This is a genomic window from Pedococcus cremeus (assembly GCF_900111375.1).
Classification (GTDB): domain Bacteria; phylum Actinomycetota; class Actinomycetes; order Actinomycetales; family Dermatophilaceae; genus Pedococcus_A; species Pedococcus_A cremeus.
This window is the reverse complement of the sequence record NZ_FOHB01000003.1, coordinates 41,864-59,215: the sequence shown is the minus strand read 5'-3', so window position 1 is coordinate 59,215 and position 17,352 is coordinate 41,864. Positions and strand designations below refer to the sequence as shown.

11 protein-coding genes are annotated in these 17,352 nt (G+C 71.0%); 6 read left to right on the top strand and 5 right to left on the bottom strand.

Going from position 1 to position 17,352, the window contains the following annotated elements; genetic code table 11:
* Positions 1–50: 50 nt before the first annotated feature.
* Genes BMW78_RS06265 through BMW78_RS06250 form a run of 4 tightly spaced genes read right to left on the bottom strand, consistent with a single transcriptional unit; the run spans position 51 to position 2,948 of the window.
* On the bottom strand, positions 51–713 hold the full coding sequence (locus BMW78_RS06265) for an acyltransferase (protein ID WP_091757545.1): 663 nt from the start codon (positions 711–713) through the stop codon (positions 51–53).
* A 22-nt stretch (positions 714–735) separates the two neighbouring features.
* Complete coding sequence (locus BMW78_RS06260; protein ID WP_091757543.1) at positions 736–1,671, bottom strand: class I SAM-dependent methyltransferase; 936 nt, start codon at positions 1,669–1,671, stop codon at positions 736–738.
* Positions 1,672–1,674: 3 nt separating this feature from the next.
* Positions 1,675–2,463: an enoyl-CoA hydratase/isomerase family protein gene (locus tag BMW78_RS06255; protein WP_091757541.1), complete on the bottom strand. Its 789-nt coding sequence runs from the start codon at positions 2,461–2,463 to the stop codon at positions 1,675–1,677.
* On the bottom strand, positions 2,460–2,948 hold the full coding sequence (locus tag BMW78_RS06250) for a hypothetical protein (protein WP_091757539.1): 489 nt from the start codon (positions 2,946–2,948) through the stop codon (positions 2,460–2,462). Before BMW78_RS06250 ends, BMW78_RS06255 begins: the two co-directional genes overlap by 4 nt.
* A 35-nt stretch (positions 2,949–2,983) precedes the next feature.
* On the opposite strand from BMW78_RS06250, the gene glgX reads away from it, so the two are divergent.
* Positions 2,984–5,122 (top strand): glycogen debranching protein GlgX, encoded by a 2,139-nt coding sequence (glgX, locus tag BMW78_RS06245; RefSeq protein ID WP_091757537.1) that lies wholly within the window; start codon positions 2,984–2,986, stop codon positions 5,120–5,122.
* A gap of 88 nt (positions 5,123–5,210) precedes the next feature.
* Here the strand turns inward: glgX and glgP are convergent, their stop codons facing one another.
* On the bottom strand, positions 5,211–7,790 hold the full coding sequence (gene glgP, locus BMW78_RS06240) for an alpha-glucan family phosphorylase (protein ID WP_091757535.1): 2,580 nt from the start codon (positions 7,788–7,790) through the stop codon (positions 5,211–5,213).
* Positions 7,791–8,112: 322 nt separating this feature from the next.
* Here glgP and BMW78_RS06235 point away from each other — a divergent pair, with 322 nt between their 5' ends.
* From BMW78_RS06235 to pgm, 5 genes are all read left to right on the top strand, one after another.
* Positions 8,113–10,050 (top strand): alpha-1,4-glucan--maltose-1-phosphate maltosyltransferase, encoded by a 1,938-nt coding sequence (locus BMW78_RS06235; protein ID WP_425439045.1) that lies wholly within the window; start codon positions 8,113–8,115, stop codon positions 10,048–10,050.
* Positions 10,051–10,056: 6 nt separating this feature from the next.
* Positions 10,057–11,763, top strand: a complete 1,707-nt coding sequence (gene treS, locus BMW78_RS06230; protein WP_091757531.1) for a maltose alpha-D-glucosyltransferase — start codon at positions 10,057–10,059, stop codon at positions 11,761–11,763.
* Complete coding sequence (locus BMW78_RS06225; RefSeq protein WP_091757529.1) at positions 11,756–13,204, top strand: maltokinase N-terminal cap-like domain-containing protein; 1,449 nt, start codon at positions 11,756–11,758, stop codon at positions 13,202–13,204. The genes treS and BMW78_RS06225 overlap by 8 nt, the downstream gene beginning before the upstream one ends.
* 233 nt (positions 13,205–13,437) lie before the next feature.
* Positions 13,438–15,666 (top strand): 1,4-alpha-glucan branching protein GlgB, encoded by a 2,229-nt coding sequence (gene glgB / locus BMW78_RS06220; RefSeq protein WP_091758223.1) that lies wholly within the window; start codon positions 13,438–13,440, stop codon positions 15,664–15,666.
* A gap of 1 nt (position 15,667) precedes the next feature.
* Positions 15,668–17,329 (top strand): phosphoglucomutase (alpha-D-glucose-1,6-bisphosphate-dependent), encoded by a 1,662-nt coding sequence (gene pgm / locus BMW78_RS06215; protein WP_091757527.1) that lies wholly within the window; start codon positions 15,668–15,670, stop codon positions 17,327–17,329.
* The last annotated feature ends 23 nt before the right edge of the window (positions 17,330–17,352 follow it).

Below are 17,352 nucleotides of genomic sequence, written 5' to 3'. Positions count from 1 at the left end.
AGCTCGGCGGGCACGGCGACGCTGCGTGGGCAGAGTGGGCCCGACGCAGCTCAGGAGCGGGTCCGCACGACCTTTCCCGGTATGCCGGCGACGACCGAGCGGGACGGGTACACCCCGCGCGCGACCGCGCTGGCCGCCACCACCGACTGGGCGCCGATGTCGGTGCCGCGGGTCACCACGACCTTGGTGCCGAGCCAGACGTCGTCACCGATCCGCACCGGCGACTTCACGATGCCCTGGTCCTTGATCGGCACGGTGAGCGACTCGGTCTTGTGGTCGAAGTCGCAGATGTAGACGTCGTCGCCGAACAGGCACGTGCTGCCGATCTCGATGTCGAGCCAGCAGTTGATGGTGTTGCGGATGCCGATGACCGACTTCCGTCCGATCCGCAGCGTCCCCTCGTGACACCGGACCCGGGCGTGGGCGCCGAAGTGGCTGTAGGCGCCGACGATGATGCGGCCGTAGCCCTCGCGGACCTCGAACCGCACGTCCGGGCCGATGAAGACCGGGCCCTCGAAGCGCAGCGACGGGTAGCGCAGCGACGCCCGAGCCATGCGCAGGTAGCTCGCCAGGTGGTGCACGGTGTAGGCGCGGTTGGCCACGGCCCACCCGGCCCAGCGCAGCCAGGACACCGGGCGCGGCAGGCGCAGGTGGCCCGCGCCGGGCTCGTCGTGGTCGCGCGGGGCAGGGTCCGCAGCCGGCACCGAGGTCACGCCTGTCACCCGGATTGCCGCGTCAGGCGGGCTTCACGCCGGTGAGGCCGACGTTGTAGAAGAGCTGCTCGGGCACGACCCGCGAGAGCACCCGGTCGACCGCGGACAGCCGCTTCCACGAGCCGTAGGCGAACATCGCCCAGTGCCACCCGAGAGCTCCCGGCTTCACGGCGGCCTCGAAGGTGCGCACCGGCCAGCCGAACAGCGCGGCGGTCAGCTCCTCGGTGTGGGTCCGCACGTCGACGGCGCCGGCCCGCAGGGCGGTGCGGGTCAGCTCGGCAGGGTCGAAGGTGTGCAGGTCGACGACGGCCTCGAGCGCAGCCACCCGCGACGACTCGTCGAGCTGCCCCTTGTCCTTGGCCCACTTCTCCCGCAGCGGCGGCAGCTGGGTCACGGTGGTGGCGGCCTTCCAGGTCAGGCGGCCCAGCTGCCGGGCGTACCAGTCCCCCACGCGCGTCGGCTCACCGGCGATGACGAAGCGGCCACCGGGCTTGAGCACCCGCACGACCTCGCGCAGCGCCTGCTCGACGTCGGGGATGTGGTGGATGACGGCATGCCCCACGACGACGTCGAAGGTGTTGTCGTCGTAGGGGATCCGCTCGGCGTCGGCGACGCGGCCCTCGACGGTGAAGCCGAGCTTCTCCGCGTTGGCCCTGGCCGCCTCCACCATGCCCGGCGACAGGTCGGTGACGTGCACCTCGTCGAGGACACCGGCCTGCCGCAGGTTCAGCGAGAAGAAGCCGGTGCCCGCCCCCAGCTCGAGGGCGGTCCCGTAGGGCTCCTGCGGCAGCTCACCGACGATCGCCTCGAACCGGTCGCGGGCGTAGGCGGTGCAGCGCTCGTCGAAGGAGATCGACCACTTGTCGTCGTAGGTCTGCGACTCCCAGTCGTGGTAGAGCACCTGGGCGAGCTTGTTGTCCTCGTAGGCCCGAGCGACGTCGGCCGCTGACGCCGCCATCGCTCAGGCGCCCTCGAACTTCGCCTTGCCGGGACCGTTCTCGACGAAGGACCGCATGCCGATCTCGCGGTCCCTGGTGGCGAACAGCGAGGCGAACTGCATGCTCTCGATCTCCAGGCCGGTGTCGAGGTCGACCTCGAGCCCGCGGTCGATGGCTTCCTTGGCCGCCCGCAGGGCGAAGGCCGGCCCGCCGACGTAGCGCTCGACGCGGGCGCGCGCAGCGGCATACACGTCCCCACCGTCGTTCTGGTCGACGACCTCGTCGACGAGGCCCATCGCGAGCGCCTCGTCGGCTGAGACGAAGCGGCCGGAGTAGACGAGGTCCTTGGCCTTGGCCGGTCCGACGAGGCGCGCGAGGCGCTGGGTGCCGCCGGCGCCCGGGATGACGCCGAGCAGGACCTCGGGCTGGCCCAGCTTGGCGTTGCGGGCTGCGACCCGGAAGTCGCAGGTGAGGGTCAGCTCGCAGCCGCCGCCGAGGGCGTAGCCGGTGATGGCGGCCACCGTCGGCTTGGGGATGCGCGCGACCGCGCTGAACGCCGACTGCAGCCGCCGGGAGTGGAAGACCATGTCCGTGTAGGACATGGTCTCCATCTCCTTGATGTCGGCCCCGGCGGCGAAGACCTTCTCGCCGCCGTAGATGATCACGGCCGCGACGTCACGGCGTTCCGTGACCTCCTCGGCGGCCTCGCGCAGCGCCTCCTGGATCTCCACGTTGAGCGCATTCATGGGCGGCCGCTTGAGGAGGATGGTGGCGATGCCGCCGTCGACCTCGACCGAGAGCAGCTCGCTCATGCGGGGTCGCCGTCGGGCGCCGGCTGGCCGGAGGTGGGGCCATCGCCCTCGCCGCCGCCGAGGATGCGCTCGTGCCACATCTGCACGCCGGCGAGGACGAGCTGGATGGTCACGCCGACGAGGGCGGTCAGGTCGCTCTCGGGGGTGACGACGTGCTCACCGGTGACGACGAGGGTGCCGTTGGCGATGCCCGTCTTGACGATGTTGAGCTGGAGGGTGATGTCGTTGCAGGTCTGCAGGCGCAGCAGCGGGTCGGCCGGGATGGCGTCGCCTATGGCCCACTGGCCGAAGACGCGCATGATCTGGAAGTCGCCCTCGGTGCAGCGGACGAACAGCTGCTGGTCCTGGACCGTGAACGCCACGTCGCCGTCGGAGTCGATGTCCGGGTTCAGCCCCTGGTCGATGAGCACGTCCAGCACGCGCCCGCGGAGCGGGTGCTCGTCCGGCGGCGGGGGGAAGTTCGGCAGCGAGGTGGGATCGGTCATAGGTGCAACCGTAACCACTGCCTAGGCTGAGGGCTATGTCGCACCCCTCACGCCCCGTGCGTCACCTGCCGCCGCCCCTGGGCATGACGCTGGTGGAGGGCGGAGCCGAGTTCGCGGTGTACGCGGGGCACGCCACGGCCGTCGAGGTGTGCCTGTTCGAGGAGGGTGACCTCGACGGTGTGACCGAGCGGCGCATCCCGCTCACCGAGCACGTCCACGGCGTCTGGCACGGCTTCCTCGAGGGGGTGCAGGCGGGCCAGCGCTACGGGCTGCGGGCCGACGGGCCGTGGCGCCCGTCGGAGGGCCTGCGCTACAACCCGGCCAAGCTGCTCCTCGACCCCTACGCCCGGGCCCTCGAGGGCGACGTGGTGTGGCTGCCGCCGGTCTTCGGCCATCAGGTCGACGGGTCGCTGACCGGTGACGACGAGGTTCCGGGCACCGACGACAGCGCGGCGTTCGTGCCGCGCTGCGTCGTGGTCGACGACCGCTTCGACTGGGGCGACGACGTGCGCCCCGACCACGCGCCGGCCGACTCCGTCATGTACGAGACGCACGTGCGCAGCCTCACCCGCCTGCACCCCGAGGTGCCCGAGGAGCTGCGGGGCACGTATGCCGGCATGTGCCACCCCGCCGTCATCCGTCACCTCACCGAGCTCGGCGTCACCGCGGTGGAGCTGCTGCCGGTGCAGGCCTTCACGAGCGAGCCCGAGCTCGTCAAGCGGGGCACGCGGAACTACTGGGGCTACAACACCCTGGGCTTCTTCGCCCCCCACGCCCCGTATGCCGCGGCGAGCGACCCGCAGCGCGTGGTCGACGAGTTCAAGGGCATGGTCAAGCTGCTCCACGCCGCCGGCATCGAGGTCATCCTCGACGTCGTCTACAACCACACGGCCGAGCAGTCCCGGCGCGGGGCGACCCTGTCGTGGCGCGGCCTGGACAACCGGGCCTACTACCGCCTCGACGAGCGCGGCCACGACGTCGACGTCACCGGCTGCGGGAACACCCTCGACGTGCGGCACGCCATGGTGTGCCGGATGGTGCTCGACTCCCTGCGCTACTGGGTGCAGGAGTGCCACGTCGACGGGTTCCGGTTCGACCTCGCCGTCGCGCTGGGCCGCGGGCGGGGTGACGACTACGACCCCGACCACCCCTTCCTCGTCGCGCTGCGCACCGACCCCGTGCTCTCCCAGGTGAAGCTGGTCGCCGAGCCCTGGGACGTCGGGCTGCACGGCTGGCGCACCGGCCAGTTCCCGCCTCCCTTCTCGGAGTGGAACGACCGGTTCCGCGACACCGCGCGCACCTTCTGGCTCCAGGACCTCGCCGCCGTCCACGCCGACCACCCCGGGCACGGGGTCCAGGAGCTGGCCACCCGCATGGCAGGGTCCCAGGACCTCTTCGGCGCCCGCGACCGCGGCCCCAGTGCGTCGGTCAACTTCGTCGCCGCCCACGACGGCTTCACCCTCGCCGACCTGACCCGCTACAACACCAAGCACAACGAGGCCAACGGCGAGCACAACCACGACGGCAACAGCAGCAACCGCTCGTGGAACCACGGCGTCGAGGGCCCGGACGAGGCGCTGGAGCCGCTGCGGAGGCGCTCGATGCGCAACCTCATGGCCACCCAGCTGCTCGCGACCGGGGTGCCGATGATCAACGGCGGCGACGAGCTCGGACGCACGCAGGGCGGCAACAACAACGCCTACTGCCAGGACAACGCGGTGTCGTGGCTCGACTGGGAGCTCGAGCCGTGGCAGGAGGACCTGCTCGCGACGACCGCCTTCCTGTCACACCTGCGCCGCGAGTTCCCGGCCCTGCGCCAGCGGAGCTTCTTCACGGGCCGCGAGGTGCACGAGGACGGCTCGACCGACCTCGGCTGGTTCGACGCCGAGGGCGAGCCGATGCGCAGCCCGGCGTGGGAGGACCGGTCGACGCGCACGCTGCAGATGCTGCTCAACGGCGCCTGGATCGGGCACCGGTCGGTGCTCATCGTCATGCACGGCGGCGCCGAGGACGCGAAGGTGACGCTGCCCAGCGTCCCCGGCCTGACGGCATACGAGCTGTTGTGGGACAGCGCCTCCGAGCGCCCCCAGCCGACCGGCGCACCGATCGAGCCGGGCAAGGTCTCGGTGACCGCCGCCAGCCTGCAGGTCTACCGGGCGGCCGACCCGACCTGACCCCGGCAGGGGTGCCGAACATGGCAGAGGCCGCCGGTCCCCGAGGGGGAACCGGCGGCCTCCGGACGCGCGAGATGCGTGGAACGGGTCAGGCGTTGACCACCAGGCCGAGCTCGCTGCTGCTGGCCAGACCGGTGTGCTTCGGCAGGATGCGCGCGGTGTAGCCGAACGAGCCCGTGCGCGACAGGGCGAAGTCGCCGGCGAACTGGTGCCGGCCGCCCTCGTAGGACTCGACGAAGCCGAGCGACTCGACCTCGACGTCGGTGAGGTCGTCGGAGTCCTGCGCGTGGCCGTGCACGACCTGCACGTCGACGTCGTGCGGCGACAGGTCGCCCAGCGACACGTAGGCCCGCACGTGCAGGGTCTCCCCCACCTGCGGGGAGTCCGAGACGCCCGAGGACTCGACGTGGTCGACCCGCACGTTGTCCCAGTTGCCCGTGACCCGAGCCTTGTATGCCGCGAGCTCGCGGGCGCCGTCGAAGGACGGGCCGTTGAGCGCCCAGCCCGCACGGGCCGCCGGCCCGTAGAGGGTGGTCGTGTAGTCGCGCACCATCCGGCTCGCCAGGACCTTCGGGCCCAGGGTCGAGAGCGTGTGCGTCATCATCGAGATCCAGTTCTGCGGCAGGCCGTCGGCGTCACGGTCGTAGAACCGCGGGGCCACCGAGTTCTCGATGAGGTCGTAGAGCGCGGCCGCCTCGAGGTCGTCGCGGCGGTGCACGTCCTCCACGCCGTCGGCGGTCGGGATCGCCCAGCCGTTCTCACCGTCGAACCACTCGTCCCACCAGCCGTCGAGGATCGAGAGGTTGAGGCCGCCGTTGAGGGCCGACTTCATGCCGGAGGTGCCGCAGGCCTCGAACGGGCGCAGCGGGTTGTTGAGCCAGACGTCGGTGCCCGGGTAGAGGTACTGCGCCATCGCGATGTCGTAGTTCGGCAGGAACACGATGCGGTGGCGGATCTCCGGGTCGTCGGCGAACTGCACCATCTGCTGGATGAGCTGCTTGCCGGTCTCGTCGGCCGGGTGCGACTTGCCCGCGATGACCAGCTGGATCGGGCGCTCCGGGTCGAGCAGGAGGCGCTTGAGCCGCTGCGGGTCGCGGAGCATCAGGGTGAGCCGCTTGTAGGTCGGCACGCGACGGGCGAAGCCGATGGTCAGCACGTCGGGGTCGAGCACGTCGTCGACCCAGCCGAGCTCAGCCGGGCTGGCGCCGCGCTTCTTCCACGAGGAGCGGAGCCGGCGACGGGCCTCGACCACGAGCTGCTCGCGCAGCTCTCGCTTGGTGGCCCAGATGGCGTCGCGCGGGACGTCCTCGACGCGGTCCCAGGCGTTCTCGCGCTCGAGGTCGGAGGTGCCGAGGTACTTGTCGGCGAGCTCCCAGACCTTGCGGTCGACCCAGGTGCCGGCGTGCACACCGTTGGTGATGCTGGTGATCGGCACCTCGCTGTCGTCGAAGCCCGGCCACAGCCCGTCGAACATCTCGCGGCTGACGACACCGTGCAGCTGGGAGACGCCGTTGGCCCGCTGGGCCAGGCGCAGGCCCATGACGGCCATGTTGAAGATGCCGGCCTCGCCGCCCGGGTAGTCCTCGGCGCCGAGGGCCAGCAGGCGGTCGACCGGGACGCCGGACAGGGCCTGCTCGCCGCCGAAGTGCAGCTCGATGAGCTCGGTGGTGAACCGGTCGATGCCGGCGGGCACCGGGGTGTGGGTGGTGAACACCGTGGCGGCGCGCACCGCCTGCAGGGCCTCGTCGAACGCCAGGTCGTGGCCGGTGGTCAGCTCGTGGATGCGCTCGATGCCGAGGAAGCCGGCGTGGCCCTCGTTGGTGTGGTAGACGTCCGGGGCCGGGGCGCCGGTGAGGCGCGACCACAGGCGCAGGGCGCGGACACCGCCCATGCCGAGCAGCATCTCCTGCTGCAGGCGCTGCTCGCCGCCGCCGCCGTAGAGGCGGTTGGTGACGTTGCGAGCGGCCTCGTCGTTCTCCGGCACGTCGGAGTCGAGCAGCAGCAGCGGCACGCGGCCGACCTGGGCGCGCCAGACGTGGGCGTGCAGGTCGCGGCCGCCGGGCAGGGACAGCGTGATGACGCTGGGCTTGCCGTCCTCCTCGCGCAGGAGCGAGATCGGCAGGCCGTCGGGGTCGAGGACGGGGTAGGTCTCCTGCTGCCAGCCGTCACGGTTGAGGCTCTGCTTGAAGTAGCCGGTCTTGTAGAACAGGCCGACGCCCACGATCGGGACGCCGAGGTCGGAGGCGGTCTTGAGGTGGTCGCCGGCGAGGATGCCGAGGCCACCGGAGTACTGCGGCAGCACCTCGGTGATGCCGAACTCGGGGCTGAAGTAGGCGATCGCCCTCGGGGCGCCGCCCTCGACCTGCTCGGCCCACGCCTGGTACCAGCGGGGCTCGGAGAGGTAGGTGTCGAGGTCCTGCTTGGCGCTGGTGACCGCGGCGACGAACTCGGAGCTGGCCGCGAGGTCGTTCAGCTCCTGGGGGGACAGGGCGGACAGGAGCCGGACGGGGTCCTTGCGAACACGAGCCCAGCGCTGGGGGTCGATGCGCTCGAAGAGGTCACGGGTGGGGGCGTGCCACGACCACCGCAGGTTGCTGGCGAGCTCGCCGAGCGCAGCGATGGGGGCAGGCAGAACGGTACGAACGCTGAAGCGACGGATGGCCTTCACGAGGCGCGATCATACGCCCTGCCATGACGGATTCTTGCAATTCTTTCAAACGACTTTCACAGCCGTCCCACTGGCCTCCCAGGCCCGCCGGGAGCCGCCCGCCCACGGGCTGGTCGGGCGGCTGCCGGAACGTGCAATCACCTCCAAACCCGGTAGCGTCGGGCGCGTGACTGCGACCCCGCCAGCAACCACACCCGCTTCGCCGGACGTGACCAGCTCCGGCACCCGCCCGTCCGGCCAGCAGCCTCCCCGCTCCGTCCCCCCGCAGACCCCCGTCGGGCGCATTCCCGTGCAGGACGTGCGCCCCGTCGTCGACCACGGGATGCGCCCGGCCAAGTCGGTGGTCGACGAGGTCTTCACCGTCAGCGCGACGGTCTTCCGCGAGGGCCACGACGCCGTCAACGCCTCCGTGGTGCTCGTCGACCCCCAGGGGCGCGAGCGGGTGCTGTCGATGCGCTGCACCAACGAGGGCCTGAACCACTGGGAGGCCGAGGTCGCGGCCGACGCCCCCGGCCTGTGGTCCTACCGGATCGAGGGCTGGTCCGACCCCTACGGCACCTGGGAGCACGACGCGACGATCAAGGTCAACGCCGACGTCGACACCGAGCTCATGCTCGAGGAGGGAGCCCTCGTCCTCGAGCGCGCCCTCGCGGAGGTCGAGCGCACCGCCGAGCAGGCGAGGCCGCTGCGCGACGCGGTGACCGGCCTCCGGGACACCCGCCGACCGGCCCAGGCGCGCCTGCACGCGGGCATCGACCCGCTGGTGCACGCCGAGCTCGCCGCCCGGCCGCTGCGCGACTACGTCAGCCCGTCCGCGGAGCTGCCCCTGATGGTCGAGCGCGAGCGCGCGCTCTACGGCGCGTGGTACGAGATCTTCCCCCGCTCGGAGGGCGCGACCTTCGACGAGGAGACCGGCCGCTGGACCTCCGGCACCCTGCAGACCGCAGCGAAGCGCCTCCCCGCCATCGCCGGCATGGGCTTCGACGTCGTCTACCTCACCCCCATCCACCCCATCGGCACCACGGCGCGGAAGGGCCCGAACAACACCCTGGACGCCGGTCCCGACGACCCCGGCAGCCCCTACGCCATCGGCTCGCCCGACGGCGGCCACGACGCGATCAACCCCGACCTCGGCACCTTCGAGGACTTCGAGGACTTCGTCGCCGAGGCGCAGCGGCACGGCCTCGAGGTCGCGATGGACATCGCCCTGCAGTGCTCCCCCGACCACCCGTACGTCACCGAGCACCCGGAGTGGTTCACGACCCGGGCCGACGGCACCATCGCCTACGCCGAGAACCCGCCGAAGAAGTACCAGGACATCTACCCCCTGAACTTCGACAACGACCCGCAGGGCGCCTACGCGGAGATGCGGCGCATGATCCAGGTCTGGCTCGACCACGGCGTTCGGATCTTCCGGGTCGACAACCCGCACACCAAGCCGGTCGAGTTCTGGCAGTGGCTGATCCAGGACGTCGCGCGTGAGTACCCCGAGACGATCTGGCTCGCGGAGGCGTTCACCAAGCCGGCGATGATGCACGCGCTCGCCAAGGTCGGCTTCCAGCAGTCCTACACGTACTACGCGTGGCGCAACCAGAAGTGGGAGCTCGAGGAGTACTGCCGCGAGCTCGCCGGCGACGCCGCGGCATACATGCGTCCGTCCTTCTGGCCGACGACGCACGACATCCTCACGCCCTACATGCAGTTCGGCGGCCCCACGGCGTGGAAGCTGCGCGCGGCGCTGGCGGCGACGCTGGTGCCCACCTATGGCATCTACGCCGGCTACGAGCTCATCGAGCACGTGGCACGGCCGGGTGTCGAGGAGCAGATCGACAACGAGAAGTACCAGTACAAGGACCGCCGCTGGGAGGACTACGAGCCGGGCGGACCGAAGGAGGGCCACTCCCTCGCGCCGTACCTCACCCGGCTCAACGAGATCCGCCGCGCGCACCCCGCGCTGCACTGGCTGCGCAACCTGGTCTTCCACCACGTCGACGACAGCAACATCATGGCCTTCTCGAAGTGCCGCACCCTGCCCGACGGGAGCGAGGACATCATCGTGGTCGTCGCCAACCTCGACCCGCACAGCACCCGCGAGTCCACCGTGCACCTGGACATGCCGGCGCTCGGCTTCGACTACCACGACACGTTCGCGGCGCAGGACCTCATCACGGATGAGTCATGGCACTGGGGGGAGCACAACTACGTCCGGCTGGGCCCAGCCGGCGAGCCCGTCCACGTCCTCGCGATCCGGAGGTTCTAGGCAGCCATGCAGGGACTCAACCTCGCCCAGCCGGGGCTCAACCGCGACCCGGAGTGGTTCAAGACCGCGGTCTTCTACGAGGTGCTCGTGCGGGCCTTCGGCGACTCCAACGGCAGCGGCTCCGGTGACTTCACCGGGCTGATCAACCGGCTCGACTACCTCGCGTGGCTCGGCGTCGACTGCCTCTGGCTCCCACCGTTCTACGCCTCGCCGCTGCGCGACGGGGGCTACGACATCGCCGACTACACCGCCGTCCTGCCCGAGTTCGGCACCCTGCCGGACTTCCAGGAGCTGGTGTCGCAGGCCCACGCCCGCGGCATCCGGGTCGTCACCGACCTGGTGATGAACCACACCAGCGACCAGCACCCGTGGTTCCAGGCGTCGCGGGCCGAGCCGGACGGCCCCTACGGCGACTTCTACGTCTGGTCCGACAGCGACGAGGGCTACCCCGACGCGCGCATCATCTTCATCGACACCGAGGTCTCGAACTGGACGTTCGACCCGGTGCGCCGCCAGTTCTTCTGGCACCGGTTCTTCTCCCACCAGCCGGACCTCAACTTCGAGAACCCGGCAGTGCAGGAGGCGATGTTCGACGTCGTCCGGTTCTGGATGGACATGGGCATCGACGGCTTCAGGCTCGACGCGGTCCCCTACCTCTTCGAGGAGGAGGGCACCAACTGCGAGAACCTGCCCAAGACGCACGAGTTCCTCGCCAAGCTGCGCGAGATGGTCGACCGCGAGTACCCCGGGCGCATCCTGCTGGCCGAGGCGAACCAGCCGCCCGCGGAGGTCGTGGACTACTTCGGCACGGAGGAGAAGCCCGAGTGCCAGATGTGCTTCCACTTCCCCGTCATGCCGCGCCTGTACTACGCGCTGCGTGAGGAGAAGGCGAACCCGATCATCGACGTGCTCGCCGACACCCCGCCGATCCCCAAGGGGACGCAGTGGGGCACCTTCCTGCGCAACCACGACGAGCTCACCCTCGAGATGGTCACGCCGGAGGAGCGCGCGGCGATGTACGGCTGGTACGCCCCCGACCCGCGCATGCGCGCCAACGTCGGCATCCGGCGCCGGCTGGCGCCGCTGCTCGACAACAGCCGGCCGGAGATCGAGCTCATCCACGCCCTCGTGCTGTCGCTGCCCGGTTCGCCGTGCCTCTATTACGGCGACGAGATCGGCATGGGCGACAACATCTGGCTCACCGACCGCGACGCGGTGCGCACGCCGATGCAGTGGACCCCCGACCGCAACAGCGGCTTCTCGGTCGCCGAGCCGGGCAAGCTCTACCTGCCCGTCATCTCCTCGCTCGTCTACCACTACAACAACGTCAACGTCGAGGCCCAGATGGCGCACAGCTCCTCGCTGCTGCACTGGCTGAGGGCGATGCTGTCGGTGCGCAAGCAGCACCCGGTCTTCGGGCTCGGCGACTTCGAGGTCTGCCCCGCCGACAACGACGCGATCCTGTCGTTCGTGCGCATCCACGAGCCCGACGACGGGTCGACCGGCGACGCGGTGCTGTGTGTCAACAACCTCTCGTCCCGACCGCAGGCCACCGAGATCCGGCTGCCCGAGCAGTTCAAGGGTGCCCAGCTCGTCGACCTCTTCGGCGGCTCCGGCTTCCCCAAGGTCACCGACGACGGCACCATCACGCTCACCCTGGGCTCGCGTGACTTCTTCTGGCTGCGCCTCGACACCGGGGCGGCTCGTGGCTGAGATCCACCAGACCGCGTCCCTGACGCCGACCAAGCTCGAGCTCCTGCCCGAGTGGATGGCGCAGCAGCGCTGGTATGCCGCCAAGGGGCGGGTGCCGCGGCTGCGTCGCCTCTGGTCGTGGCGCCTCGACGACCCCGCCGGCGAGGTGGGCATCGAGACGCTCCTCGTGGTGGACGAGTCCGGCACCGACCACGGCCACGAACCGGTGGTCTACCAGGTGCCGCTCACCTACCGCGCCGCTCCCCTCGAGGGCGCCCACCACGCGCTCGTCGGCACGATGGAGCACAGCGTGCTGGGACGCCGCTGGGTCTACGACGCCCCGCACGACCCGGTCTACGCCCGCCAGCTGCTGGAGCTCGTGCTCGGGCGTGCGGTGCCGCAGGCCGGCTCGCAGTCCGACACCCCGGAGCCTGCCGTCGTCGGCACCCGGCACCCGTCGTGGACCGCGCAGAGCACCGTGCGTGAGACGCGCGTCCTGCGCGGGGAGCAGTCGAACACCTCGGTGATCTACGACTGCGTCGACGAGCAGGGTGTCGCGGAACCTTTGATCCTCAAGGTCTTTCGCACGCTCCAGCCCGGCGAGAACCCCGACGTCGTGGTGCAGGGCGCCCTCGCCGAGGCGGGCACCACGCGGGTGCCGGGCATGGTCGGCAGCGTCAGCGCCACCTGGCCGCCGGTCACCGGTGACGAGCCCGCGCACGGGCACCTCGCCTTCGCGCAGGAGTTCTACCCCGGCACCGAGGACGCCTGGCGCGTGGCGCTGCGTGCCGTCGCCGAGGGCCACGACTTCACCACCGAGGCCCGCGACCTCGGCGCCGCCACGGCCGAGGTGCACGCGCTGCTCGCCCGTGCCCTGCCCACCGCCCAGGTCTCCCCGGAGGCGGTCGCGCAGACGGTCGCCAGCATGCGCTCGCGCTACGTCGCGGCCGCGTCCGAGGTGCCGGCCATCGCGGCATACGACCACGAGATCGCGGCGGTCTTCGAACGCGCCGCCCGGGCGCCGTGGCCGGTGCTCCAGCGCATCCACGGCGACTACCACCTCGGCCAGGTGCTCCAGGTGCCCGGCCGCGGCTGGGTGCTGCTCGACTTCGAGGGCGAGCCGCTACGGCCGCTCGCCGAGCGCACCCTGCCCGACCTCACCGTGCGTGACGTCGCCGGCATGCTGCGCTCGTTCGACTACGCGGCCGGGTCGTGGGAGCAGTCCCACCCCAGCGGCTCCGCCCGAGAGTGGGCCGAGGCCGCCCAGGCGGCCTTCCTCGACGGGTATGCCGCGGCCGCCGGTCGCGACCCGCGCGAGGACGCCGACCTCCTGACAGCCTTGCAGCTGGACAAGGCGCTGTACGAAGTGGTCTACGAGGCCCGCAACAGACCGACATGGCTGACGATCCCGACCGACGCCGTGGTTCGACTTCTCGACGAGGCCAGGAAGGCACCCCGATGAGCCCCATGCTGCCCAAACGACCGAAGAAGACCCAGCCCGAGAACGAGACCGTCAGCGAGACGGTGAACGAGTCCGCGAACGAGACGGTGAACGAGACCGTCGCCCCGGAGGACGTGCTGCCGCCGCTCGGTGGCACGTCCGCGGCCGACGAGCCCGCGGCCCCGACGCCCGCCGACGCGACGAGCGCTGACCGCGACCCCCAGCCGGAGCAGCCCGCTCCCACCGCCCCGGACATGTCCGGGGCGATCGAGGCGCTGGCGGCCGGGCGCCACCAGCAGCCGCACGACCTGCTCGGCCAGCACCTCGAGGGCGGCGGCCTCCGCGTGCGGGTGCTCCGGCCCATGGCCCGCAGCGTCGTGGTCGGGTTCGAGGACGGCGAGCGGATCGAGCTGCACCACGAGGCGCACGGTGTCTGGACCGGCGTCCGTGAGGGCTGCGACCGCACCATGGACTACCGCGTCCACGTCGCCTACGACGACGGGATCGAGCACGAGCAGGACGACCCCTACCGCTTCGCCCCCACCCTCGGCGAGGTCGACCGGCACCTCATCGGCGAGGGCCGCCACGAGCAGCTGTGGACGGTGCTCGGCGCCCACGTCCGCGAGTACGACGGCCCGATGGGCTCGGTGCGCGGCACCAGCTTCGCCGTGTGGGCACCCCACGCCCGCGCCGTCCACGTCATCGGCGACTTCAACGGCTGGGACCCCGTCCGCCACCCGATGCGCCTCCTCGGCGAGTCCGGTGTCTGGGAGCTGTTCATCCCCGGCGTGGGCGAGGGCAACCGCTACAAGTACGAGATCCGCGGCTCCGACGACATCGTGCGGTCCAAGGCCGACCCCATGGCGCAGGCCACCGAGGTCCCGCCGGCCACCGGCTCCGTCGTGACCCGGTCGCAGTACGAGTGGGCCGACGACGCCTGGATGGAGCGGCGCCGCACGACGGACCCGCACAGCGGCCCGATGAGCATCTACGAGGTGCACCTGGGCTCCTGGCGCCAGGGCCACAGCTACCGCGACCTCGCCGAGCACCTGGTCAACTACGTCTCCGACCTCGGCTTCACCCACGTGGAGTTCCTGCCCGTGATGGAGCACCCCTACGGCCCGTCGTGGGGCTACCAGGTCACCGGCTACTACGCCCCCACCGCCCGGTTCGGCTCGCCCGACGACTTCCGCTACCTCGTCGACCGGCTGCACCAGGCCGGCATCGGCGTCATCCTCGACTGGGTGCCGGCGCACTTCCCGCGCGACGCGTGGGCCCTCGCCAAGTTCGACGGCCAGGCGCTCTACGAGCACCCGGACCCGCGACGCGGCGACCAGCCCGACTGGGGCACCCACATCTTCGACTTCGGCCGGATGCAGGTCCGCAACTTCCTCGTCGCCAACGCGATCTACTGGCTCGAGGAGTTCCACATCGACGGCCTGCGCGTCGACGCGGTGGCGTCCATGCTCTACCTCGACTACTCGCGCCAGGAGGGGCAGTGGCTGCCCAACCAGTACGGCGGCCGCGAGAACCTCGAGGCCATCGGCCTGCTGCAGGAGACCAACGCCACCACCTACAAGCGGGTCCCGGGCATCGTCACCGTGGCCGAGGAGTCGACCTCCTGGCCGGGCGTCACCCGCGCCACCAGCGGAGGGGGCCTCGGCTTCGGCCTGAAGTGGAACATGGGCTGGATGAACGACAGCCTGCGCTACATCGGCCAGGACCCGGTCCACCGGCAGTACCACCACAACCTGCTGACCTTCTCGCTCATGTACGCCTACAGCGAGAACTACGTGCTGCCGATCAGCCACGACGAGGTCGTGCACGGCAAGGGGTCGCTGCTGCGCAAGATCCCCGGCAGCCGCTACGACCAGCTGGCCACCCTGCGCGCCTACCTCGCCTACATCTGGACCCACCCGGGCAAGCAGCTGGTGTTCATGGGCAGCGAGTTCGCGCAGGAGGCGGAGTGGGCCGACGGCCGTGAGCTCGACTGGTGGCTGCTCGACCACCCGGCGCACTACCGGATCCACAACCTGGTCAAGGAGCTCAACCACATCTACCGGACCAACCCGGCGCTGTGGGCGCTCGACTCCTCCCCTGCCGGTTTCGAGTGGCTGAACGCGGACGACAACGCAGGAAACACGTTCTCGTACCTGCGCTTCGGCGCCGAGGACCGCCAGAGCGGCCCGGTCGTTGCCGTCGTCGTGAACTTCAGCGGCATGGCCCACGACCGCATGCGGATCGGCGTGCCGCGTCCCGGACGGTGGAAGGTCGTCCTCGACACCAGCGGCTTCGACGAGTTCGGCACGCCGAGCCAGGCCGACGTCGTCGTCGAGGCCCAGGAGCACCCCGCCGACAACCAGCCGTACTCGGTCGAGGTGCGGGTCGCCCCCCTCTCATCCGTGTGGCTCGCCCCGGTCGAGGCACCGGCCATCGCCGGCTCGGTGCAGGAGCAGGTGTCCGCATCCCGTCAGGAGGACTGACATGCCCGACTCGTCGCCCACCAGTGGGTCCCGCGCCGGGCAGCCGGCCCAGCCGTCCGACCTGGTCGACGTCGCCCACCTCGTCACCGCCTACTACACGCTGACCCCCGACCCGCAGGACGTCGACCAGCAGGTCGCGTTCGGCACCTCGGGCCACCGAGGGTCGAGCCTGAAGACGGCGTTCAACGAGGCGCACATCTTGGCGACGACGCAGGCGATCGTCGACTACCGACGCGAGCAGGGCTACGACGGGCCGCTGTTCGTCGGCCGCGACACCCACGGCCTCTCGGAGCCGGCGTGGTCGTCGGCCCTGGAGGTGCTCGCCGCCAACGACGTCACCGTGCTCGTCGACGACCGGGACGGCTACACCCCCACCCCGGCGGTCTCGCACGCGATCCTCAAGGCCAACGGCGGGCGCACCACCGGCACCGGCCTCGCCGACGGCATCGTCGTGACGCCGTCGCACAACCCACCCGCGGACGGCGGCTTCAAGTACAACCCGCCACACGGCGGACCGGCCGACACCGACGCGACGAAGGCCATCGCCGCCCGGGCCAACGAGCTCATCGCGGCCGACCTCGACGGTGTGCTGCGTGTGCCGTTCAGCCGGGCCCGCGCCCACGCCCAGGGCTACGACTTCCTCGGCTCCTACGTCGACGACCTGCCGAACGTCGTCGACCTGGCGCGGATCAAGGACGCCGGCGTGCGCATCGGCGCGGACCCGCTCGGTGGGGCGAGCGTCGCCTACTGGGGCGAGATCGCCGACCGCCACGGCATCGACCTCACCGTCGTCAACCCGCTCGTCGACCCCACGTGGCGCTTCATGACGCTCGACTGGGACGGCAAGATCCGGATGGACTGCTCCTCCCCCTCGGCCATGGCGTCGCTCATCGACAAGCGCGACCAGTACGACATCGCCACCGGCAACGACGCGGACTCCGACCGGCACGGCATCGTCACCCCGGACGCCGGGCTGATGAACCCGAACCACTTCCTGGCCGTGGCGATCCGCTACCTGTTCGGCGGGGCCCGTCCCGGCTGGCCCGACGGGGCCGCCATCGGCAAGACCCTGGTGTCGTCGTCGATGATCGACCGCGTCGCCGAGGAGGTCGGCGGCCGGCTGGTCGAGGTGCCGGTGGGCTTCAAGTGGTTCGTACCGGGGCTCATCGACGGCAGCTTCGGCTTCGGCGGTGAGGAGTCCGCAGGGGCCTCGTTCCTGCGGATGAACGGGCGGGCCTGGACGACGGACAAGGACGGCATCATCCTCGCCCTCCTCGCGTCCGAGATCCTCGCCGCCACCGGGAAGACCCCGAGCCAGCACTACGGCGAGCTGACCGCGAAGCACGGCGACCCGGCCTACGCGCGCATCGACGCACCGGCGAACCGGGAGCAGAAGGCCAAGCTGGCCGCCCTCTCCCCCATCGACGTGACGGCGGAGACCCTCGCCGGCGAGCCGATCACGGCGAAGCTGACCGAGGCGCCCGGCAACGGCGCGGCGATCGGCGGCCTGAAGGTGACGACCGAGTCGGCGTGGTTCGCGGCCCGGCCGTCGGGCACCGAGGACGTCTACAAGATCTACGCCGAGTCGTTCCGTGGACCGGAGCACCTCGCCCAGGTGCAGGCCGAGGCCAAGGAGGTCGTCGGCGCGGCCCTGGGTGGCTGACCGACCGGGAATATCGACCTACG